The sequence below is a fragment of the Empedobacter sp. UBA5987 genome, from assembly GCF_002429865.1.
GTDB lineage: Bacteria > Bacteroidota > Bacteroidia > Flavobacteriales > Weeksellaceae > Empedobacter > Empedobacter falsenii_B.
In genome coordinates this window covers 63618-86172 of record NZ_DJBB01000015.1, presented here as the reverse complement: position 1 = coordinate 86172, position 22555 = coordinate 63618, and the positions used below count along the sequence as shown (strand labels likewise).

Sequence of the window (22555 nt, the reverse complement as noted above, 5' to 3'; positions counted from 1 at the left end):
TTTAATTTTTTTGAATAAAAATGCTGTTGGAAAACAATAATTGTTCTCCAATACTGAATATTTGTTCTATTAATTAAACAATTGGAGGTTTTAGATATTTAAAAACCCAATCGATAGAATAGGATGATTGCCAAAAGAATCGATGTTTTATTTTTACAATAAAATCTTGAATAAATGGAATATCTAAACATTCGAAATGTATATAAATTTCTGCAAATCGAATATTCTTTACTAAAACCGAATCAGATTCTTGTTCCGTTTCTTTTAGTTGCTTCGATAAATAACATTTTCCATTACATTGCATTTCTGGTCGCTCTTTATTGATACAATATTCATCAATAATCTTCTCCTGAGTACTAATGAATACAGTAAAAGGAATTAATGATCGAAAACCAATTAAAAGCACGAACAATGCAATCAATAAACAATTGAAACTTTTGACAAATCTTATATGAAATGTCAACTTGATTAAATGTTAATGAGATAATAATTTGATAAACAAGAATTATTTATCAAATAGGAGGCTGAAGTTGTTGATCTAATTGATATTGAGTTTCGAAAGCTAACTCGATAGTCGAAATTTTTTCAATAGATTTTGTAAAGGTAGATGTGTTAATTTCGAAGGTAGGTTGATAAATAAAATAATCAATTGCACGCAAAGAAACTTGAATTTTATTATCATCATTTTGTTCATCATTAACAGTCTTGGAAATTTGTTCTTTCAGATAACAAACTCCATTACACAATAATTCTGGACGCTCTATATTAACACAATATTCTTTAGAAATCTTATCATAATTTACCAAATAGTCAATAACTGGTAGCAATGGTCTACAAGTTATTAGAACAACAGTTAGTATGAAAAGGTAAGATTTCAATTCCTTAAAATTTTTATAAAATTAGACAGTTTTTATTTATTTTGAAAATGAAGATTATCAGTTTTTTCAGAAATTGAATTCAAGTTCCTTTTTATTGAAATAATCTTAAAAGGTTTATATTTTTTAGATTGAGAAAGATATCGTAACTTTGAATTAATCATTTTAGGATTAATTTATGGCAAATTTTATCGACATCTATAGGAGAAACAACCAATCGTGGTTGTTTTTGTCGTTGGCATATTTGCATGATGATACTTTCTTAAGAAGCTCGAAAGAGTTTATCAACTAATCCCTGTTACGACTCGAGACAGGGAACCTTCTATTTTTTTTCAATTATCAATTATTTTCAATTTTCTGTAAGGAGATTTGTATCAAATTTTAGCGAATTTTATTTTCGGTCATTTGATATTTGAGTCTTAGAGAATCTTCTTCGAATGATTGAAAGTTTAACTAAGAATTTATCAAAATGACAACAAATATTATTTTAACAACAGGATTATACGATTTAATTAAAGACCATTTAAGAAGAAAAAAAGTAACAGCAGAACAAGAAAATATCTTGACAAAAGAATTGCGTCATGCAGAACAAATTTTGAGAAGAGATTTGGCAGATAATATTGTAACTGTAGGAAAAAAAGTAACAATAAAAGAATTAAATTCAAATCAAGAATATCAATTAAATTTTGTTAGTCCAGAAAAGGCAAAACCGAAAAAGAATCGCCATTCTATTTTAATGGACGAAGGTTTAGCAACAATTGGTTATAAAATTGGCGATGTAATTGAATGGCCAGCAAATGATGGTACAAAAAAATATGAAATTCTGAATGTAGAAGTAGTTTCATAATTTGTCCAAAAGCATAATAAAAAACCGAGCAGTTGCTCGGTTTTTTTATTTGTATTTTTCTGAAAAAATATTTTAAACATCTAAATGTGAAGCAGTAATTTTCTGACCATAAAAAATTGTCGTATTTGCTTCAAAACTTTTCGCATCATCTGTCGTATAAAATGTAAGATGTCCATTTTTTGAGCATTGTGTTTCTACTTCGGGATGGCGATGTAAATAGTCAGTTAATTTATTCGCGACCAATTCTCCTTGCGAAAGAATTGTTACATTTTCTGGTACATATTGCGAAATCACAGGAAGAAGAAGCGGATAATGTGTGCAAGCCAATACAATTGTATCGATTTCGGATGATTGATCAAATAAGCGTTGAATATCTTTTTCTACAATATCGTGCGCAGCTTTGCTATCAATTTCATTATTCTCAACCAAAGGAACCCAAAGTGGACAAGCTAATTGAAAAACATCAATTGTTGGATGAAATTTGTTCATCTCAATTTTATACGATTCGGACAAAACAGTTCCTTGCGTAGCTAAAATTCCGACTTTGTTATTCTTTGTGTATTCATTTATCGATTCTGTTGTTGGGCGAATAACACCCAAAACTCTTTTGCCTTCGGGTAAATCATTTTGCTGAATTGTTCGTAAAGCCTTTGCAGAAGCTGTATTGCAAGCAAGTATAACCAAGTTACATCCCAAATCAAACAATTTAAAAACGCATTCTTTGGTGTATTCATAAACTGTCTCAAACGAGCGAATTCCATAAGGGCAACGAGCATTATCACCTAAATAGATATAATCGTATTGCGGAAGTTTTTTCTGTATTTCTTTGAAAACGGTTAATCCTCCATAACCAGAGTCAAAAACACCAATTGGTCCTTGCATATTCGCTTATTTTTGAAGCACAAATTTACAAAATGTATTAAGATGTTAGCGTAATAATTTGGTTTGAAAATTTACATATAATTAATAGAAATAATAAATTTTATAATCTATTCAACAATTATTTGAATAAAATTATTTTCTTTTCTGCTTCCGTTTTTTATTTCGCCAAATTATAAAACCTGTAATAGGTAAACTTGCCACAATTATTGAAGAAGTAAAGGCTAATATTTTACCAAATAAACCTAATATTTGTCCTGTATGAATGTCGTACATTGAGTTTGCAAACTTTTTACCATTTGATAAATTCTCATTCATTAATTGAGAAACCTGAAATTGTTCCGAATCAAATTGATATTCGTCAACCGCATAATAACGCAAACTTTTATGATACGCTCTTATGGCCAAAGGATTTTTTTCGGGTACGGGTAAATAAATCCAATACATAGAAGCTGTTGGACTATTTTTTAAACTATAAGCATATGCAGAATCAACAATAGTGTAATTGTTTTCTAACATTTTTTTAGGTTGATAGACATATCCTTTTTCTTCATTTGGAAATGATTTTCCAAGATTAACGATTTGCATATATGAATTGCGAACAGGTTTGAAACTAAATGCAATACCTGATAAAGCGACAATAAATGCAATACTAAAAGCATAAAATCCCAGTACATTATGCAAATCATAATTGATACGTTTCCATTTTGCTTTGTATTTTATCGTTAACCCATTTTTAGCTTGTTTTCTCTTTTTGGGCCACCAAAGAATTAAACCGCTTATCATAATCATGATAAAAATAACAGTTGAAAAACCAATTATATTTTTTCCGATATCACCCAATAAAAGATTCATATGAATGTATTGTATCACCAAGAAAAAATCTTGTTTCATATTTTCTTGATGTAAAATTTTCCCTGAATATGGATTAATATACACAAAGTAAGATTCTTTTTTATCATCCATCGTCATCACAACCGTTGATCGATCTTTATCCATATACATCACTCGAAGCACAACATGTTTAGGATTTTTGTCTTGTACTTTATGGATAATTTTACTTGGTTTTATGAATGGTTGATGAACAATCTCGACTTTTCTATAATCAAAAAGAGTATCTTTTATTTCATCTTGAAAACAAAATATAGCTCCTGTTATTGCTACAATACAAACAATAATACCTGTAAATAACCCAAACCATTTGTGAAAGAAGAGAAAATATTTTTTCATTAATAAAGATTAATTTAGAATAAATAAAAATTATATTTGCAGCAAATATAATTTATTTAAAAACACACTATGAAAAAAAATATCATCTGTTTAACAATTTTATTGGGGAGTGCCTCGCTGTTATATGCCCAAACGAATGATAGTATATCCACAGATTTGAATGATGTTGTGGTAGTTGCTTCAAGAAAACCTACTAAAATATCTGATTTGGCAGGAACTGTTTGGGTGATCAATCAAGAACAAATTGCACAACAAGCTAAAAATGGTGTTCCATTAAAAGAAGCTTTAGCGATTATGATTCCAGGGATGGATGTTGGTTCGCAAGGAAGATCAAATTATGGTCAAAATATGCGTGGACGTTCAATGCTGGTGATGATAGATGGAGTTTCTTTAAACAGTATCCGTAACATAAGTCGTCAATTGGATGCAATAGATCCATTTAATATCGAAAGAGTTGAGGTTTTATCTGGTGCAAGCGCAATTTATGGCGGAAATGCGACAGGTGGTATTGTCAACATTGTGACGAAAAAAGCACTAAAAAATGGAATTAGTGGCGAAACAGAACTTGGTTTACGTACAGGTTTTTCAGGAAGTGATGATCATGATTGGCGCGTTGCTCAATCTATTGGTTACAAAAATGATAAATTTACGGGACGTTTGGCTGTTGCATTTCAACAAAATGGCGGAGCTTATGATGCAGATGGTGATCAAATATTTGCAGATATTTCGCAATTAGATTTACAATATAATCAATCTATTGATGTGTTGGCAACAGCAGGTTATAAATTCAATCCGAATCATCAAATCAATGGATCTGTGCAATATTATCGTTCCAAATATAGTGGAGATCGTAGTCTATATTTAGGTGAAAACATTAGTGTTTTAACCAAAGGAGATGCTTCTGTTTTGGAGATGCGTGATGGTTTTGATACGGATAAAAATCCAGGAACAGAGCGTATAATGGGAACATTGAGTTATAATGGAACTAATATTTTAGGAGGGCAAGATGTGTATGTTCAATTTGCTTCTCGTGTCGAGAAATTAGGATTTTATCCATTCCCAGGTAATTTAACGTTGCCTTCTGGGACAAGTCCTTATATGTCGGCTTCTCAACAGGATACGTATTATTCGGGTCTAAAAGCTGTTTTGGTCAAAGATTGGGGAAAATTGAAATTAACATACGGTGCAGATGTTGATTTTGAAAAGTTTGAAGGTCAACAAAATGTATTTGATTCTCAGAAGTCATTATCAAGTGGAGGAATGATTAATCACACTGTTTTAACGATTGATCGTTATCCAACTAATCATTCTACAAGTTTTGCTGGATATGCGCAAGCTGAGTATGATATTTTACCCCAATTGAAAGTTTCGGGAGGAATTCGTTACCAAGATATTTCAATTAAGTTGGATGATTTTATTGGTTCTACTCAACAATTGCAAATCGCTAATGGTTATGGAAACAGCGCCGATTATATTCCAGGCGGAAAAAGTAGCTATAATATGACGATGCTAAATGCTGGTTTGTTGTATAAAATTAATGAATTGAACCAAGTTTGGACAACTTATTCACAAGGAGTTTCGTTGGCTGATCCATCAAAATTTTATGGATATGGAAATTATAAATTTAATTCTGCAACCAATAATTGGGATTTAAGTTCGAGTGTCAATGTAAAAGATTCTCCTCTTTCTGGTGTGAAAACAGGACAATTTGAACTTGGTTATCGTTTCAGAACAAATAATGGATTTAAAGGACAAATCTCTGGATTTATCAGTAATTCCGATAAAAATATTGCTTTAAAACGTGATGGATTAAATCTTTGGGTAGAAGTGGTTGATCAGAAATTAAGAAATATGGGCGTAGAAGCAGAGGTTTCTTATACAAATGGAGGATTTTATGTTGGTGCAAATACATTGTTAATCAAATCTGAAGTGGAGAAAAATGGTGATTGGCAAAAACAAGATGTTTCTACTTCTGGACCTTCTAAATTTACAGCTTACGCAGGTTATGGATTTGATAATTGGAATTTTAGATTTCAAACTTTGCAAAGCTTTAAATACACAGATGGTTTGGAAAATGTGATTGATTCATACAATACATCAGATTTAATGATTGCTTACAAATTACCTTTTGGTAAAATTAATTTAGGTGTTCAGAATATTTTTAATACCGATTACCAAACAATTTGGAGCGCAAAATCACAAGTTTTGTATAGTGCATATAAAGTACCAGAATTGTTCTATTACGCTGGACGAGGAAGAACTTTTAATCTAAGTTTTACATACAATTTTTAATTTATAAAAAGCGAATCTTTTGATTCGCTTTTTTCTTGAAAATAATTTTTAGATAGGAAATATTGAAAACTGTACTAGAAAGTTTTGTGTATTTTATTTATAAAGAAAACTAAACAAGAAAATGTATTAAAACCTTTTCAAATATGGTTATTGGCTTAATGATTGCAATTGAATTTATAAATAAAGTTTCTCACAAAAAGAATGAATTATGAAGCAATTAAATAAAAAAATGATCTCAGGTTTAGCATTAGCAGGTTTGGGAGGATTGTCATACGCTTGGTTGAATTGTCGAAAAGTTAAAATCCCGGATTATGTTACAGCGGTCGAAAATTTTAATCCGCACCAATACATGGGAAAGTGGTATGAAGTTGCACGTTTAGATTTCAAATATGAAAAAAATATGAGTCATGTAACTGCGACTTATTTTTTGAATAAGAAAGGTATAATAGAAGTTCATAACAGAGGTTTTGATTATAAAGAAAATCAATGGAAAGAAGCTCATGGAAAAGCTAAGTTGAATGGAGAAGAAGGGAAAGGAGCTTTAAAAGTTAGTTTCTTTGGACCATTTTATTCAGGATATAATGTAGTGTTGATGAATCCCGATTATGAAACAGCTTTGGTTTTTGGTGAAAGTCATGATTATATGTGGATTTTATCACGACAAAAAACAATTTCGGAAGCAACAAAACAAAAGTTTCTTTTGTATGCAGAAGAAAAAGGATATGCGATAGAGGAACTTACTTGGACTGTACAAGAATAAGTTGATAAATATATTTTCATCTCAAAGGGCTAATTTCNNGAAATTAGCCCTTTGAGATGAATGATGAATAAATTATTCTGCTAATGGATTAATTTGATCTGCTGTCGGAAAATCTTGTCCTGTATTACCGATCGTTTTGTTTAAATCAAATTTTGCAGCATCAGACATATTAGCCCCACCCGCTAATTTTACTTTGTCTAATAAATCGAGTGCTAATTTTTCTTCTTCACGTTGTTCAGCAACCAACCATTGTAAGAAATTCGATGTTGCCCAATCTTCTTCCTCCATACTCATTTTTACAATTTTGTAGATGGATTCGGTATTTTCGATTTCTTGTTTTAAAACAGCTTGAAAACACTCTAATACATTTTTAGGTTCAGGTCCAGGTTTTTTAATTGCTTCAATTTTTACAATACCACCACGTTCTTGCACATATTCTATAATTTTAGCCATATGTACGCGTTCTTCCTGAGAGTGTTTCATCATAAAATTTTTGACTCCGTCCAATTGATTTTCATCTGCCCAACATGCAAGCATAAGATAAATTTGTGCAGAAAAAGCTTCTAATGTAATTTGATCATTTAGTGCTTTTTGTAATGTTTTAGAAATTCTTGTTGTATTCATTTTTAAGTAGAATTTATTTTGAAAATATTGAATGTAATTTTCGCGCCAAACCCTTTTTTTAATTGTTAATACTTTCTAAAATATTGATATTTAGATTTGTTTCAAATATTTTGATAACCTTAAACCTTACTTCTTATTATAAAAATCAATTTGTCGTTGAATTGTTTTTTCGGTTTGAATAATGTCTAATATTAGAATTTTGATGGTCTCTTTTTTGTTCTTTTCTGTTTCATAAAAGTTGGAGTATAAGAAATTCATGAAAAATTCTGTTTTGTTCTTCAATATTAGATAAAGAAGTGATTTTATCATAATTTATCAAGTCAATTTTGGAAGTAGAAACTGATTTCCAAGCGCTTGTTTTAATTTGAGGAATAAAAACACCTTTACATTTCATTGTGACATCCAAAATGTTAACACTTTCGTTATCAGCATAGTATTCCAGCGAATCGACATAAGAATTTTGCAATGGAATATTGTATTTTATTTCTTCTGTTGTTTCATTCAATTCACTTTTTATTGTTGAAAATACTTGATAAATATAAACTTTGTCTTTTCTATTTGTGTTCCAATTGTCAATAAACAGCGCAATCAAAATACCTACGGTAACAGGAATAATTTCTTTAATAAATTGAATAATTTTCTAATGCTTTCTTCATTAATTTTAGTTCTTGTTAATTTATATTGATGTGTTAAATCAAATAAATATCTCATATTCATCGGAATGCACTTTAACTATTTTCAAATTTTTTGATAAATAGTGGCGAAATTTAAAGGTTAACAGTTATGTTGATGTTTTTGAGATTTATATTAAGTTTAATTTGCTCTGTTTTGTTCCTCGAAATTCACTTTTTTGTTGTTTTCTTTCACTTTGTTATTTCCAAAATTGTATGTTAAACTAAGTTTAAAACCTCGGTAATCATTGTATTGATAAAACTCCGAACGATAATCGCTATTATACGAATACCCTTTGTTTTTAATCGTTTTGAATACATCATTTACCACAAAATTAGCTTGTAATTTTTTATCGAAAAACGAAGCTTTAATGCCTGGCGAAAATTCTAATTGATCTTGCAGTTTTATGTTGGCATAGGTGAATGAAAGCGAATGTCAGAAGTTCAGCATCAAATACCGCTTTTTATTATAATTTAGTGTAATAGTCTTGTAAAAGGTATATGACATCGAATAAACTTTCATTTTTTCCAATTCAGAAATTGTCGGTTTTGTGATTGTATAAGATGCATTTGCATTGATTGAGGTTTCCCAAATTTTGAAAATTGTGTTGTAATATACAATATTGAATCCCGTTCTGTTTTGGTCATAACTATTTTTATTACGTTGCTGTAAATTTCGTCCGAAAAACGTGTAATATTCGATGTGTTATTTTGGCTAAATTGATAGTATAGTCCAAATGTAAATTTTCCTTTGTAGATTAATTTAGTTCAATATTATCATTAAATGATGGTTGTAATTTAGGAATTCCTGTGTAATACATATACGGATTCGTGTACCAACGGAATGTATTTAAAGATTGAAAATTGGGACGATTTATTCTTTTGGAATAATCGATACTGAACGAATGATTTGTATTTGGTCTATAACTTATATAAGCTGTAGGAAAGAATTTTCCGTAGATCTTTTTCAGACTGCTGTTTTCGTCATTTGGTGTAAAACCTTCTAGCGAAGTGTATTCGTATCGTAAACCAGGTTTTGCTGACCATTTTTGATTGAAATCTTTTTGAAAACTCACATAAGCCGCGTAATTATTTTCTTTGTACTGAAAAACATTGCTGTTAGTAGGAATCAAAATAAAATCTACTCCATCAAATTCATAATATCCCACATTCGATTTGTTGTCGAGCAAAGTATATTTTAACCCCGTTTCTATATTCAACCATTTGTAAGGTAAAGTAAAATCAACTTGCATCGAAAAGATCGAATACTTCATTTTTCTATTGTTTTGGATTAAAGTTTCGTTATTATTCAACTCATTTTGTGTATTAAAATCATTGAATTTTTTGGGTGAATTATTTAGAAAATTCGCGGTAAAATTTAGCTTTTTTCCAATGCTATCTAATTTTGTCATAATAGGCATTCAAGGTATGTGTATGTGTTGACCAATGTTCTTTTTGATTGGTATACAAAGTAGAATCGATAATAGAATGTGTTTGATATCGGCTGATTCCTTTTGTATCCATATCATAATTCAACTTGCTATAACTGTAAATAAATCCTGTATTTTGATTTTTATTGATTTTGACATCTAAGTTATAATTAACGCTAAAAATCTTCGGGTTATCATGCCTTTCTTCGTTTGTATAAATTGCAGTTTCTTTCCCAATCAGGTTTCGACTATTGTGTAATTTATAATTAATATCACCTTGATTTATTTTTAATGAACTACTTATTTTATTCGATTGATAATTAAGCGTTCCGCCTGTTCTGAAACCATTGTATGAATTTCGTTGATATGAAGAATTTATACTCCCGCTCCAGCCAAGATTGGGATTTTTCTTTAAAATAATATTAATAATTCCGCTATTTCCTTGCGCTTCATATTTTGAAGGAGGAGTTGTAATGATTTCAATTTTCGCAATATCATCGGAGCGCAGCGATTGTAGATAATTAGTAAGTTCGCTTCCTGATAAATTAAGCATTCTATCATTTACCATTACAGCAACATTTCCTTTTCCGACAATAGAAATATTATCATTCAGTACACTCACCATCGGTGTGTTTCGTAAAGCGTCCAAAGCAGACATTCCTTGCGAAGCAATAGAATTTTCGATATTGTAAACAAGTCGATCAACTTTCTGTTCAATCAATTTCTTTTTTGCTGTAATCGTTTTGCCTTCTAAAGTTGTAGCATCTTGAATTTTGACAAGCCCTAAGTCTTTATCTTGCTTGATTTCTATTTCTTGAGAATAAAATTCTACGCCAAATTGTTCTATTTTAGGTAAATAAGTTCCAGCATCTATTTTCATAGAAAATAATCCCAGACTATCTGTATACGCTTGGTTGATAAGTAAACTATCATTTTCGAAAAGAAGAATATCAGCAAATTCAAGTGCTTTATCATGTTGATTGATCACTTTTCCTTTTATTGTGAATTGTTGCCCAAATGCTGATGAACAAAAGCTAAAGGCAATCAAATAGCAGCTAATCAAAATAAGATTTTTCATATGTTATATTAATTTATAACAAAGAAAAAGTATCGAAGAAAGATAAAATTGAAAAAATCGTGCAGCTTAATGTTGCGCATAAATCCAAGCCAATTGTTCTTGTTGAATGCTTGTTTTATTTCTTAATTGATTGGGCGATTGTCCCGTAATTTCTTTAAAATCGCGGATAAAATGAGATTGATCTGTATAATTATTTTGGTAAGCGATATGCGTAAGTTTTTCTTTTTCGAAATGAAGAACAGAATCTAGCGCTTTTCTAAATCGAACTGTTTTCAAAAAAGATTTCGGACTTTGCCCAATCTGATTCATAAACAAGCGATATAAAGTCGATTCGTTCATCGAAAGTTGTTTGGCTAAAGGACCAACTTTTAATTCATTCGTTTGTTGAATGAGATATAAGATTTCTTTGGTTTTAGTAGTTAAATAATCTTGATTCAAGCTTTTCAATAGTATATTTTCGAGCATTGAAATTCTTTTCAAAGAGTTCTTTTCCTCAAATAATTGTTCTGTAAAATCTGTTGCAAATTTTGGAAAAATCATTTCGAAAACTTCATCACTTTTAATTAATTCATCGTACGAAATATTTGTAAATAAACGTAACGCAGCTGGATGAAAAATAATACAAACTTCATCTAAAGTAGCATTAATGCTTACATTAAGATTAGATTCATGAAATCCTGATAAATAACTTTTGTATGTAGCATTTCCTTTTAGGGTAAAAAGATGTTTGCTGGTTTTATTTTGTTCGAGAACGATTTTATTCTGCTTGTAAATGGAAAGACAAAGATTAGTATTAGGAAAAGTTGAATAGTCAATCTTTTCATCCTTTTCAGATTTGAAAAGGATGAAATATTGAACAATATTTTTTAATTCAGGATGATGAGGTTGTATAATTTCGGTTTTCATAAACGTACATGTAATATAATCAATTTGCGCGAATAACACGTTGATAACGTGTTCTATTCTATAGACGTTTTTGTTTGATATATGTTACCTGTAAGTTTGAATTATTTTTAATCTTCCTCCACAAATTTAGGTTGAGAAGCTTTTATTCCAAAAAATGTTAGGATCATCATGCAGAACATTAAAAAGTATAATGAATAGCTCCAAGTAGAATCGATATCATATAATTTTCCGAAAATAGGAGGTCCAAATGCCGCAATTAAATAACCAACAGATTGTGCCATTCCCGAAATTTTGATGGTTCCAACCATTGTTTTTGTTCTCAATGAGAAGAATAAAATAGAAAGACTAAAGGCAAATCCTCCTGCAATTCCAATTAAAATAGCACTCAAATAGCTGAATTTCGCTTTGAAAATTAACAATGTTATGATTCCAATAAAATATAAAGCAGAAGTTATGTAAATCATAATTTTTGGATTTTTCATGCGCGAAGCTAAAACTGGACTAACTAACATGGCGGGTAACATGGCAAGTTGTAAAACCGAAAATACCCAACCTGCATTGGTTTTTGTCATGCCAAAATCGATTAATAATGTAGGTAATAATGCAACCAAACAATAATAAATCAACGATTGTAATCCCATAAAAATACTAATGTTCCATGCTTGTTTCGATTTGAAAATATTGAATTTTACATCCTCTGATTGAACAGTTTTTTGTTGAGTCACTGATTTATTTTTTAAGGAATCAATACAGACAATTATAAGCGCAGCTATAGCCGCTACAATCCAAACTCCAAGAGAACCTTTCCAACCTAAATTTGTCCAATTTCCAATTGAAATACTCAATCCAGAAGCTAATGCGGCGATTAAACTCATCGAAACCGAAAAAATACCTGTCATAATTCCAATTTTTGTTGGAAACGTATTTTTTATATACGCTGGTGTCAAAACATTTCCAATACAAATTCCCAATCCAATTAGTAACGAACCGATATATAACATCGAAATATTGCCGTAAATACGAACGTAAATCCCGATAGTTAGAATGATTAAGGAATAAATTAATCCATGTCGAATATTAATTTTTGCAGTGGCTTTACTCACCAAAATTGAACAAAATGCAAATACGAAAAGTGGAATAGAAGTCAATAAACTTGCTTGAAAATTATCTATTTTTAAGACAGATTTCATTTCATCTAAAATTGGACTAACAGCTGTAATTGGAGCTCTTAGGTTAGTTGAAACTAAAATGACAACTGCAATTCCAATCCAAATATTTTTATTTTTTTCCATTGACTTGATATTTCTAATTCGGTTACAAAATTAATCATGTCGTTTTTATTAATTTTGCCATATATTATATTTAAAACGACAAATAAAATTAACATTTTGTATATCTTGAATTAAAATTCGTCAGTTCGAGTGATTTTTAGAAATGAAATGAATAAAAATTGTATCGAGAATTAAGATGAATTTTATCTTCTAAAACCTTATTCTCGATATAAAATTCTTCCAGAATTTCACTCGAACTGACGGTTTTATTGCTATAATTAGCTAAATGTACAAAAGGAAAAATTAATTCATTTATGAAACAAATTATTGGAGAATATTCGGATCATATGACGACCAATACTTATGTTTGGTACGAGAAGAATCGCAAAAATGCGGATGAGGTTCATTCGCATGATTATTTCCAATTGAATTATGTTGAAGAAGGTTACCAATATTTTTATATCGAACAAAAGATTTATTTAGTTCCTCAAAATCAAGTGATTTGGATTCCTGCAAATAAGCTACATCGTACAACTTCCGAGGCGAAAACGGTCAATCCAATGTTGATTTTATTTAAAGAAGTTTTTAAGGAAGATTTTTACAACGATATCCATGTTTTTGTTGCACCGCCGATTCTAAAGGAAATGATGTTATACGCTTCAAAATGGAATAAATTTTTGGTTGAAGAGGAGGAGCAAAAGATTTTCTTAAATTCGATGTTGTATAGTTTGCCTCATTTTTGCGATGAAAACCATAATCTAGAATTGCCAGTTCTTGTTGATAGACGTTTAATTCCTGTAAGTGAATATATTCATTCTCATTATACACAAATTTTAATCTAAATGAATTAGCAGATAAAGCGAATATGTCTGCTCGAAATTTGCAACGAATTTTCAAACAAGAAACAGGAATTACACTTCAAAAATATATGCAACTTGTCCGAATTCTAAGAAGTATTGAATTAATAGATACCAATAATTTTACATTGAGCGAAATCGCTTATAAAGTCGGTTACAAAAGTTTGTCTGCTTTTACAGCGTCTTATTTTGCTGTTACGAAAACAAAACCTAAACGAAAATAATTCGTTTTAATTTCGTTCAATTTTTACTTTCCTTAATTTAATTCTTTAACAATTAAATTGATTAATAATGTTTTAACATCTCATTCTTTTATCAGAATTAGAAGACGAAGCTCGATTTTTATCACTATTCAATAAATTAATTTAGAATAAATAAAAATAAATTAAAAAATTCGTTTACATTTGTCTTATTAATTATTAGACTAATTCTAAATAATAAAATTAAGGACAAATGAAGAGGCGCTTTTTTCTACTAAGCTTACTTACAACACTAATTCTACAGGCTCAAGAAATTAATTCGTTTCCAAAAGATTCGACGATTAATTTGGAACAAACCGTGATTTCTGGGCAATATAATGCGCAATCGGTCAAGAAATCTATTTACGAAGTAAAAGTGATTTCGCAAGAAATGATCGAGAGACAAGCAGGAAACACATTGGCAGATGTTTTAAATCAAACATTGAATATGAATATTATTCCGAGTTCTTCTACAGGAAAATCGACGGTGCAAATGTTTGGTTTGGATGCACAATATTTCAAAATTTTGGTGGACAATATTCCATTAGTTAACGACGAAGGTTTAGGGAATAATACCGATTTAACGCAGATTAACTTAGATGATATTCAACAAATAGAAATCGTAGAAGGTGCGATGGGAGTGGAATATGGAGCAAATTCTATTGCGGGAGTAATCAATATTATTACTAAAAAAGGAGGGAAGAATAAATTTGATATTTCTGCGACTTTGCAAGAGGAAACAATTGGAGATGAATACAATTGGAAAAATAAAGGAAGACATATACAATCCTTGAAAATCGGGCATAAATTTTCAGACAAAATCTACGCTAATTTAAGTTTTTCACGTAATGATTTTCAAGGATTTTTTGATGATAAAAAAGGAAAGAATTATCCTAATAATGACGGATTGAGAGGATACGAATGGTTGCCAAAAGAACAAAATGCAGCAAAGGCATTTGTTCAATATAAAAAAGACAATTATCGTTTGTTTTATAAATTCGAATATTTCAACGAAGAAACTAAGTATTACGATCCCAATCCAACTCTTGCACCGAATGCGCCAACTGCGACGGTAGATTATTTTGGAAAAGATAGAGTGTACACAACAGATCGTATTTACAATCACTTAAATGCTTCAGGACGATTTAGAAAAGCAATTAATTATGATGTTTCGTTTTCGTATCAAGAACAAAAAAGAAAATTGAAATCGTATAATTATGAAATTCTTGAAGGTGTTGAACATGATGTAAACAAATTCGAATATGAAAGTCGAAAAGTGTATTATTCGAAAGGGATGTTCAGCAATTTTATCAATAAAAATGATTATTTCGATTTTCAATTTGGTTATGAAATCGATCAAACAAAAGGTTTTGCTTCAACTTCGGCAGGAGAATTTTTCCAAAAACCTATAGAAAGAAAATTAGGAACGTATGATTTTTTTGCTTCTTCTGAAATTAATCTAAATGATAAACTTTCGTTTCGTCCAGGCGCTCGCGTGATGTTTTCGGAGCAATTTGATAAGCAGTATGTGATGAGTTTGAGTGCGAAATATCTATTTGGAAAACAATGGGAATTGCGCGCGATTGTTGGTACTTCACCACGTTTGCCAAATTATGAGGAAATGTATTCGTATTTCGTAGACGTCAATCATAATGTGCAAGGAAACGAAAATCTGAATCCAGAAAAAGGAGTTTCTGCTTTTGTTCACTTAAAAAAGAATTGGTATATCGGAGAAAATAATTCATTAGAGCAAAAAGTATCGTTGTGGAAAATTAATCTGAAAGATAAGATTGATTTGATTGTTGTCGAAGAATCTCCATTGAAATATCAATATCGTAATATTGATAATTACGATGTACAAGGTATTACGTATTTGAATCAATTCAAAGTCCATCAATTTTCGGGAGGAGTTGGTTTTACGTTGACAGGCATCAAGCAAGATATTGATGAAGCAGTTGCTGTAAATTCAGTTAAAAATAAATATTTCTATTCAACGCAAATCAATGCAAATGTTTCGTACACTTTGCCAAAAACCAATACAATTTTCTCACTTTTCTATAAATACAATGGAGCTCAAGAGCAATTTGTCTTGAAAAATAATCCGTCAAATACAAGTGAACAAATTTTAGTAAAAGGTAAACAAGAAGCTTTTAACTGGATAGATGCGTCAATAAGACAAAGTTTTTGGAACAAAAAACTTAGTTTAACAATTGGTGCAAGAAATCTTTTTGATGTAAAGTATTTGAACAGTTCATCTGGAAATGATGGTGCGCATAGCCAAGGTTCTACAAGTATTTTGTATGGATATGGACGTTCGTATTTTGCTAAACTTACCTTCAATTTAGGAATTAATTAATCAAAAAATCATGAAAAAAATATTTATATATATCCTATTGTTTAGTCTTTCTTTTTTGTGGTCATGTAATGATGAAAACAATCCAATTGGACAAGATTTTGTTGTTGCTTTTAAGGATGCAAGCATCGATTTTAGTAAGATTGATAATGAGAAAACAATAAATCTAATTTATTCTAAAGTTGCAGAACAAGATGGACAAATTCATATTAAAATAACCGAAGATAAAGCTACTTATAATGTTGATTATTCAACTTCTGTTGCAGTTACAAATCAAGAAATTATTATACCAATCAAAAAAGGTGAAACGTCAACAAGTTTTACGTTTAAGAATTTGATTTATCCATTTGATCGTTCTGATAAAACGATTCAGTTTGAAATTACAAAAATTGATTATCCATCAGCGATTATTCAAGGATATTCGTCAACAAAAATCTCTTTCGAAAATTCGATTGGAGGAACAATGGATGTGGAAATTGGCGGACCAAATGAGCAATATCAAGTTTATGTAGACTTAAGTAAAGGAACGCAAACAAAGGTAAAAAGAGATTCTTGGGATTTAGGGTTTTATAATGGAACAAATTTCCGCGTGATGTTAAATACTTCTATTTATATGGCGGTAAAAGCGTTGGACGAAACCGATTTGTCGAAAGTAACAAAAGCATCGGTTGGGAAATTAATCAACGAAGTTGCGGTAGGTACATTTACAGATTCGAACAAAGAATATGTTGACGATCCTGCTGGAGATATTTTGAAAACAGCGATTGGGGAAATTAAAGAGTCGGATAATCCAGTTTATTTACTGAATTTGGGTTACGAAGTGGGAACTTCAACGCCTGCGGTTGGTTCGGCAGCTGTTGCTGGAAATTCGCGCGGTTGGAAAAAAGTGAAATTCATCAAAAAAGACGAGCAATATGTGATGCAATATGCAGATTTGGATGATACGACTTACAAAGAAAAAGTAATTGCAAAAACGACAACGCACAATTTTGTTCACTTCAGTTTTACGACGAATGATCTTGTAAATGTTGAACCTTCAAAATTAGAATTGGATTTAAACTTTACAGTTTTTACTAATCTTATTACAGGAAATGGTTCGTATGGATATTCGGATTATGTGGTCAATAATTTGAAAGCGGGTGCAAAAGCCTATCGTGTAGATGTAACCAATGAAATTACCTACGAAAAATTTAATGAAACGATGATTGATGAAACAAAATTTTTAGACGATCAGCGTGCAATTGGTGATTCTTGGCGACAAGTTACTGCACCTCAAAAATTATTTTCGGATCGATTTTATATCATCAAAGATGCAGAAAATAATTATTACAAAATTAAAATGTTAGCTTTTCTGAATGCTTCTGGTGTGAGAGGTTATCCAAAATTTGAATATAAACTTATCAAATAAATTTATCATAAACATACTCATTATTAGTGGTTAGAATGCGTCAATCCGAGTCATACGGGTCAGAGTGTAATCTCTCGGATTGACTGTTCTAATTCTGATTAACAATTAAAAAATTATTATATCATGAAAAACAAATTTACACTTTTAGCATTAATCATTCTAACATCTGTTGTAATAAATGCTCAAACCATAAAAGGCGAAGTTACTATGGGTGCTGGTTATACAAATGATGTTTATTACGGATTGGCAGATCAATCGACGAATTCTGTAAATAGAAACGATTGGGATATTTCATTTTATAGAAAATCGAATATGTCTACAGGAATTAGAGTAAACGATGGCGCAGGGATAGAAGTTTACGAAGCGTCGAATGATGTCTCAAAATGGAATAGTATTGATGTTGCTAATTTATCTACGTGGACAGCTTTGTATAATTCGGACACAGATTGGCAAGAAGGTGCTTTCAATAATGGTTCTGCGACATACGGTTGGGGAGAATATAGTATTGCAAATCATTATGTAAATGGTTCGATCATTTTTGTCTTGAAATATGCAACAGGAGAATATGTGAAATTGAAAATAGATAATTTTGCAGCTCTGTTAGGCGAATATAATTTTACGTATTCTAAATTGGTAAATGGAACGTGGTCTGCTGATACAAAAGTTACATTAGCTCATAAGACAAATCCAAACAATTTGTTTAATTACTATAGTTTATTGACTGATAAAGCGGTTACACCAGAGCCAGACCAAAGTAAATGGGATTTGAAATTTACAAAATATGTTACACCACTTACAACGAATGAAGGTGATGTTGTGATGTATACGGTAACGGGAGTTTTGCAAAGTGATTTGATCAAAGTGGCGAAAACAGAATCTGGAAATCCTACTGATGATACGGCTTATGTAGCAGATATAAATGCGATTGGATATAATTGGAAAACCTTATCGGGTTGGTCTTATGTAGTGAATCCTACGAATCATTTTGTCAAAAATACATCTACAAATCAGATTTATAAATTGGTTTTCAAAACGTTTGAAGGAACTTCTACAGGAAAAATAACATTCGATTACGAAAATATAACAACTAATTTAGGAACAACAGAATTAGCCAAAACGAAGTTTGAAATTTATACCACTTCTCAACCTAAAACAATTGGTTTGGTGTACAATTCGCAAGAAGCGAAATCGTCTCCATTAAATATTCAGATTTATTCGATAAATGGACAATTGGTGCATCAAGAAAGCTATCAACCAACTTCATCATTTACAAATAAAACAATACAATTAAATAAACTTTCGGCTGGAGTTTACATCGTAAAAGTACAATCTGGCGATAAAGTTGAAACGAAAAAAATAGTTTTGAAATAAAGTTTTGAGTACTTTATTTGTCTCTTTGTGTGAGGTCGTCTGGAAAGATGACCTTTTTTATTAGAGTTGGATGTATATAACTTCGTAGGCATTCTTCCAAAGTAAGTCTGTTTATCCTTACCCGAGTCCTCGGTTTATTACAAACATAGTTGTTTTACTTTACCTGAGTCCTCGGTTTATTATAAACATAGTTGTTTTACCTTACCTGAGTCCTCGGTTTATTATAAACATAGTTGTTTTACTTTACCTGAGTCCTCGGTTTATTATAAACATAGTTGTTTTACCTTACCTGAGTCCTCGGTTTATTACAAACAGGTCTGTTTATCCTTACCCGAGTCCTCGGTTTATTATAAACATAGTTGTTTTATCTTACCCGAGTCCTTGGTTTATTATAAACAAGTCTGTTTTTAATTGTTTGTACATTGATAATTATAAAATCAACCTTTACTTTTTACTTTGTGGATATCTTATGATAGATACGCTACTATTTATACAAAGCATATCTATATAGAAAAAGGAAAATAATAAAAAACCCGATTAACATTTTCTATTAATCGGGTAAAATTTAGTGTGAAATATAAGATTTGGTTAGATTCTTCTTAATTCAATTCAGCAACAATTTCGCGCCATTGCTCCAATTCAGGAATACCTGGTTTTCTTTTCCCAAAGAATTGAACAATAATTTCTCCTTTATCGTTAAATACCTCAATCGCTGTTACGATACCGTCTTCAGTAGGTTTTCTAACAATCCAAGTCGAGGCAATTTTTGACATATCCAAGTGCATATTAAAATCTGGATCCAAAATATTGAACCAGTTTTCGTGCCACATCGTACGTTTAATTTCACCTGTATGAATCTGAATATTTCCTTTGTTTCCTGTGAAAACCATGATTGGTGTTTGCAATTCGGCAGATTTTTCTAAGAATTGAACAATTGCTTCATTTGAAATTTGTTTTGCATGATAATCTGTCGGAGCCAAACGCAACGCTTGTGTACGTGTAACGCCGAATTTGCGCAACATCATAAAGAAATTATGCGTGTCTTTCAACTCTACCCAAGCTTGTTGAAAACCTTCAACATCAATTTCGTTATCAGGCTTTTCTGTAACTTTATTTTCGATGATTTCTGTTGTAGGAATTGTTTGTTGGTCTTCGTTTTTGTATTTCTCAACCAATGCATCAAACGCTTCTTTATTACTTTGCGGAACTAAATATATTTTGTGAATAGCCTCACCATCTTTCCCGAAAAATTGTAAACTTTTGCGTTCTCCATGTTCAGATTTTTCTACAACTGCAAAAGCGGTTTTCCAATCATTCAAGAAAATTCGCATATCAATATCTTCCCCAACAAAAAGTTGTGCGTGAGGTGAAGAAAAATCAGGATTTAGGTAAATACCTTTGCGTTCGTGTACACATTCGTTGTTGCGCGTCAAAGCCATCACTTTTCCAAGTGATTCTATTTCTTGTAAAATCGCAGCAAATTCAGGTTTTAATTTTGTGACATTATCGCCTAATTGTGTTGCTAAAAGTTCCATTTCGCTAACGCTAAGTTCTTTCGCTGCGTTACGTATTCTAATTTTAGGTTGATTTGCTTTCAAATCTTTCCATTGTTGTTTTAAATCTGTAAGTGTGTTCATTGTAATTGTTTTTTTACCGAATAAAATAAGTGGTTTTTGGTCGATTGGATTTTTACAAATGGTACAAGGAAATCTATAAATTTTGGAAATGATTTCTGGTTGGAAAACCTTTTCTGGACTATCTTGATAAACAATTTTTCCTTTGTTCATTAAGATCACTTCATCAGCAAACTGAGAAGCCAAATTAAGGTCGTGCATCACCAAAATTACTAGGTTTCCTTTTTGTTTAAAATCATTTAGAATTTCTAACAAATTAAATTGATGAGAAACGTCCAAATTATTCAAAGGTTCGTCTAATAATAGTAGTTTTTGATTGACTTCATTTTCCAATTGCACAAAAACGCGCGCCAAATGTACACGCTGTTTTTCGCCACCAGAAAGATGAATGTAATCCCTGTCTTTTAAATGATTGATATCGGTTTTGGTCATCCAATAATCAACTGAATTGATGTCTTGTTGTTGAGGTGAATTTTGGAAATATGGATAACGTCCCATCAATACAACTTCCTTCACTGTAAGCGGAATATCAGTTGGTTGATGTTGCGAAAACTTTGCTTTATGTTGCGGTAAATCTTCTTTTTTCCAATTTTTTAAGGCAACGTCTTTTAGTCGAATTAGATTAGCATTTGGTTCAATTTCATTCGCGATATAGCTCAATAAAGAAGATTTTCCTGCACCATTTGGCCCAACGATTGCAATCATTTTTCCTGCTTTTGCATCAAACGAAATCGTATCTAAAATCTTGAATGATTTGTGTTGATAATTAATATTTTCTACCGCTAACATTACAATGATTTTTTATAATTCATTAAAATTGAAATAAAAACTGGCGCGCCCATTAACGAAGTTAAAATACCGATTGGAATTTCGGATGGAGCAACCAATGTTCGACTGATTGTATCTGCAACAATGACTAAAATTGCACCTAAAAATGCAGATAAAGGAAGAATGATAACATAATTCGATTTGAAGATTAAACGTAAAATATACGGAACGATTAATCCTACAAATCCGATTGTTCCTGTAAAAGAAACAATTGTACCAACCAATAAAGCTGAAAAAACGATGATTTGTTTTTTTGTTTTCTCGACATTAATTCCCAAATGTTCAGCATCTTTTTCGCCCAACATCATCGCGTTTAATATTTTTCCTTTTCCAATTAAAAAGTAAAAACTGATGCTAATAACAATTCCTAAAATTAAGATTTTGTCCCAGTTAGCACTCGCAATACTACCTAATGTCCAAAATGTTAGGTTGCGTAATTCTTCTTCTGATGATAGATAGGTTAACAATCCGGTTGCAGATCCGCATAAGGTAGAAATAGCAACTCCGGCTAACAGTAAAATGGTGATATTTGTTTTTTGATGATGTGAAGAAATTTTATAGACAAAAACTGTGGAACACATAGCACCGACAAATGCCATCAAACTAAGCAATGAGTAATGAATAATTTCTGGAACAAAATCTTTGATATATCCTCCCAAAACAATCGTAATTGCAGCAAATAAAATACTTCCTGATGTAATCCCAATCAAGTCTGGAGATGCCAATGGATTTTTGAAAATACCTTGTAGACAAGTTCCCGCAACCGCCAAACCTGAGCCAACTAAAATAGACATAATAATACGTGGTAATCGTAAATCGAAAAGCACATAATAATCGCTGTCGTTGATGGCAGTTCTATTGGTAATCGCTTTATTGATGATGGATAGGATGGATTCGTTAAATTGATAAACACCCAGAAATAATGCAAGAATTGCAAGACCAAAGATGCCTAAACTTAACAAAGAAAGATGTATTCTGATTTGCGGATACATATTGTTTTAG

At 30.9% G+C, this 22555-nt stretch carries 21 protein-coding genes and 1 pseudogene; 8 read left to right on the top strand and 14 right to left on the bottom strand.

Going from position 1 to position 22555, the window contains the following annotated elements; translation table 11 throughout:
- Window positions 1-73: 73 nt before the first annotated feature.
- Together B3J26_RS02585 and B3J26_RS02580 are read right to left on the bottom strand one after the other, a co-directional pair.
- On the bottom strand, window positions 74-463 hold the full coding sequence (locus B3J26_RS02585) for a hypothetical protein (RefSeq protein ID WP_152606126.1): 390 nt from the start codon (window positions 461-463) through the stop codon (window positions 74-76).
- A 49-nt stretch (window positions 464-512) separates the two neighbouring features.
- The gene (locus tag B3J26_RS02580; protein ID WP_114999329.1) at window positions 513-827 is read right to left on the bottom strand and encodes a hypothetical protein; all 315 of its coding nucleotides are present in this window, start codon (window positions 825-827) and stop codon (window positions 513-515) included.
- Window positions 828-1344: 517 nt separating this feature from the next.
- Between B3J26_RS02580 and B3J26_RS02575 the strand changes: the two genes are divergently transcribed.
- On the top strand, window positions 1345-1722 hold the full coding sequence (locus B3J26_RS02575; protein WP_291062798.1) for a GreA/GreB family elongation factor: 378 nt from the start codon (window positions 1345-1347) through the stop codon (window positions 1720-1722).
- Window positions 1723-1794: 72 nt separating this feature from the next.
- Here B3J26_RS02575 and murI read toward each other — a convergent pair whose 3' ends face one another.
- The gene (murI, locus tag B3J26_RS02570; protein ID WP_221856312.1) at window positions 1795-2604 is read right to left on the bottom strand and encodes a glutamate racemase; all 810 of its coding nucleotides are present in this window, start codon (window positions 2602-2604) and stop codon (window positions 1795-1797) included.
- A gap of 132 nt (window positions 2605-2736) precedes the next feature.
- Window positions 2737-3831, bottom strand: a complete 1095-nt coding sequence (locus B3J26_RS02565) for a PepSY-associated TM helix domain-containing protein (protein ID WP_219034533.1) — start codon at window positions 3829-3831, stop codon at window positions 2737-2739.
- Window positions 3832-3900: 69 nt separating this feature from the next.
- Between B3J26_RS02565 and B3J26_RS02560 the strand changes: the two genes are divergently transcribed.
- Entirely contained in the window at window positions 3901-6123 is a 2223-nt protein-coding gene (locus B3J26_RS02560; protein WP_291073096.1) for a TonB-dependent receptor, read from the top strand.
- Between the two features lie 208 nt (window positions 6124-6331).
- Complete coding sequence (locus B3J26_RS02555; RefSeq protein ID WP_291073094.1) at window positions 6332-6883, top strand: lipocalin family protein; 552 nt, start codon at window positions 6332-6334, stop codon at window positions 6881-6883.
- A 72-nt stretch (window positions 6884-6955) separates the two neighbouring features.
- On the opposite strand, the gene B3J26_RS02550 is transcribed toward B3J26_RS02555, so the two are convergent.
- The 7 genes from B3J26_RS02550 to B3J26_RS02520 form a co-directional block, all read right to left on the bottom strand.
- A complete protein-coding gene (locus tag B3J26_RS02550; RefSeq protein WP_291063810.1) occupies window positions 6956-7507 on the bottom strand; it encodes a ferritin in 552 nt (183 codons plus the stop codon).
- Window positions 7508-7736: 229 nt separating this feature from the next.
- Window positions 7737-8012: a hypothetical protein gene (locus tag B3J26_RS02545; RefSeq protein ID WP_291073092.1), complete on the bottom strand. Its 276-nt coding sequence runs from the start codon at window positions 8010-8012 to the stop codon at window positions 7737-7739.
- Between the two features lie 308 nt (window positions 8013-8320).
- Window positions 8321-8587, bottom strand: a complete 267-nt coding sequence (locus B3J26_RS02540) for an outer membrane beta-barrel protein (RefSeq protein ID WP_291073109.1) — start codon at window positions 8585-8587, stop codon at window positions 8321-8323.
- A 349-nt stretch (window positions 8588-8936) separates the two neighbouring features.
- Entirely contained in the window at window positions 8937-9590 is a 654-nt protein-coding gene (locus B3J26_RS02535; protein ID WP_291073089.1) for an outer membrane beta-barrel family protein, read from the bottom strand.
- On the bottom strand, window positions 9574-10686 hold the full coding sequence (locus B3J26_RS02530; RefSeq protein ID WP_291073087.1) for a TonB-dependent receptor: 1113 nt from the start codon (window positions 10684-10686) through the stop codon (window positions 9574-9576). Before B3J26_RS02530 ends, B3J26_RS02535 begins: the two co-directional genes overlap by 17 nt.
- Window positions 10687-10752: 66 nt before the next feature.
- Window positions 10753-11592, bottom strand: coding sequence for an AraC family transcriptional regulator (locus B3J26_RS02525; RefSeq protein ID WP_291073085.1), 840 nt, complete (start codon window positions 11590-11592; stop codon window positions 10753-10755).
- 107 nt (window positions 11593-11699) lie between these two features.
- Window positions 11700-12884, bottom strand: coding sequence for a CynX/NimT family MFS transporter (locus B3J26_RS02520; protein ID WP_291073083.1), 1185 nt, complete (start codon window positions 12882-12884; stop codon window positions 11700-11702).
- Between the two features lie 293 nt (window positions 12885-13177).
- Between B3J26_RS02520 and B3J26_RS02515 the strand changes: the two genes are divergently transcribed.
- From B3J26_RS02515 to B3J26_RS02495, 5 genes are all read left to right on the top strand, one after another.
- Window positions 13178-13705: an AraC family ligand binding domain-containing protein gene (locus B3J26_RS02515; RefSeq protein WP_291073081.1), complete on the top strand. Its 528-nt coding sequence runs from the start codon at window positions 13178-13180 to the stop codon at window positions 13703-13705.
- A 23-nt stretch (window positions 13706-13728) separates the two neighbouring features.
- The gene (locus B3J26_RS02510; RefSeq protein WP_286496083.1) at window positions 13729-13944 is read left to right on the top strand and encodes a helix-turn-helix domain-containing protein; all 216 of its coding nucleotides are present in this window, start codon (window positions 13729-13731) and stop codon (window positions 13942-13944) included.
- A 229-nt stretch (window positions 13945-14173) separates the two neighbouring features.
- Window positions 14174-16315 carry a TonB-dependent receptor plug domain-containing protein gene (locus B3J26_RS02505; protein ID WP_219034425.1) on the top strand — a complete coding sequence of 714 codons (2142 nt, stop codon included), beginning with the start codon at window positions 14174-14176 and terminating at the stop codon, window positions 16313-16315.
- A gap of 10 nt (window positions 16316-16325) precedes the next feature.
- The gene (locus tag B3J26_RS02500; protein WP_291073079.1) at window positions 16326-17720 is read left to right on the top strand and encodes an HmuY family protein; all 1395 of its coding nucleotides are present in this window, start codon (window positions 16326-16328) and stop codon (window positions 17718-17720) included.
- A gap of 123 nt (window positions 17721-17843) precedes the next feature.
- A complete protein-coding gene (locus tag B3J26_RS02495) occupies window positions 17844-19091 on the top strand; it encodes a T9SS type A sorting domain-containing protein (RefSeq protein ID WP_291073078.1) in 1248 nt (415 codons plus the stop codon).
- Window positions 19092-19690: 599 nt separating this feature from the next.
- Here the strand turns inward: B3J26_RS02495 and B3J26_RS02490 are convergent.
- The 3 genes and pseudogenes from B3J26_RS02490 to B3J26_RS02480 form a co-directional block, all read right to left on the bottom strand.
- Window positions 19691-20728 (bottom strand): hemin-degrading factor, encoded by a 1038-nt coding sequence (locus tag B3J26_RS02490; protein ID WP_291073108.1) that lies wholly within the window; start codon window positions 20726-20728, stop codon window positions 19691-19693.
- An 81-nt stretch (window positions 20729-20809) separates the two neighbouring features.
- Window positions 20810-21514: pseudogene (locus B3J26_RS02485) on the bottom strand (heme ABC transporter ATP-binding protein); the annotation flags it as partial.
- Window positions 21514-22545, bottom strand: coding sequence for a FecCD family ABC transporter permease (locus B3J26_RS02480; RefSeq protein WP_291073076.1), 1032 nt, complete (start codon window positions 22543-22545; stop codon window positions 21514-21516). The pseudogene B3J26_RS02485 and the gene B3J26_RS02480, both read right to left, overlap by 1 nt.
- Window positions 22546-22555 lie beyond the last annotated feature (10 nt).

Coding starts and splice junctions, on each gene's coding strand:
- B3J26_RS02575 (WP_291062798.1), top strand. CDS start 1,345: ATGACAACAAATATTATTTTAACAACAGGATTATACGATTTAATTAAA.
- murI (WP_221856312.1), bottom strand. CDS start 2,604: ATGCAAGGACCAATTGGTGTTTTTGACTCTGGTTATGGAGGATTAACC.
- B3J26_RS02565 (WP_219034533.1), bottom strand. CDS start 3,831: ATGAAAAAATATTTTCTCTTCTTTCACAAATGGTTTGGGTTATTTACA.
- B3J26_RS02560 (WP_291073096.1), top strand. CDS start 3,901: ATGAAAAAAAATATCATCTGTTTAACAATTTTATTGGGGAGTGCCTCG.
- B3J26_RS02555 (WP_291073094.1), top strand. CDS start 6,332: ATGAAGCAATTAAATAAAAAAATGATCTCAGGTTTAGCATTAGCAGGT.
- B3J26_RS02550 (WP_291063810.1), bottom strand. CDS start 7,507: ATGAATACAACAAGAATTTCTAAAACATTACAAAAAGCACTAAATGAT.
- B3J26_RS02535 (WP_291073089.1), bottom strand. CDS start 9,590: ATGACAAAATTAGATAGCATTGGAAAAAAGCTAAATTTTACCGCGAAT.
- B3J26_RS02530 (WP_291073087.1), bottom strand. CDS start 10,686: ATGAAAAATCTTATTTTGATTAGCTGCTATTTGATTGCCTTTAGCTTT.
- B3J26_RS02525 (WP_291073085.1), bottom strand. CDS start 11,592: ATGAAAACCGAAATTATACAACCTCATCATCCTGAATTAAAAAATATT.
- B3J26_RS02520 (WP_291073083.1), bottom strand. CDS start 12,884: ATGGAAAAAAATAAAAATATTTGGATTGGAATTGCAGTTGTCATTTTA.
- B3J26_RS02515 (WP_291073081.1), top strand. CDS start 13,178: ATGAAACAAATTATTGGAGAATATTCGGATCATATGACGACCAATACT.
- B3J26_RS02510 (WP_286496083.1), top strand. CDS start 13,729: ATGTCTGCTCGAAATTTGCAACGAATTTTCAAACAAGAAACAGGAATT.
- B3J26_RS02505 (WP_219034425.1), top strand. CDS start 14,174: ATGAAGAGGCGCTTTTTTCTACTAAGCTTACTTACAACACTAATTCTA.
- B3J26_RS02500 (WP_291073079.1), top strand. CDS start 16,326: ATGAAAAAAATATTTATATATATCCTATTGTTTAGTCTTTCTTTTTTG.
- B3J26_RS02495 (WP_291073078.1), top strand. CDS start 17,844: ATGAAAAACAAATTTACACTTTTAGCATTAATCATTCTAACATCTGTT.
- B3J26_RS02490 (WP_291073108.1), bottom strand. CDS start 20,728: ATGAACACACTTACAGATTTAAAACAACAATGGAAAGATTTGAAAGCA.
- B3J26_RS02480 (WP_291073076.1), bottom strand. CDS start 22,545: ATGTATCCGCAAATCAGAATACATCTTTCTTTGTTAAGTTTAGGCATC.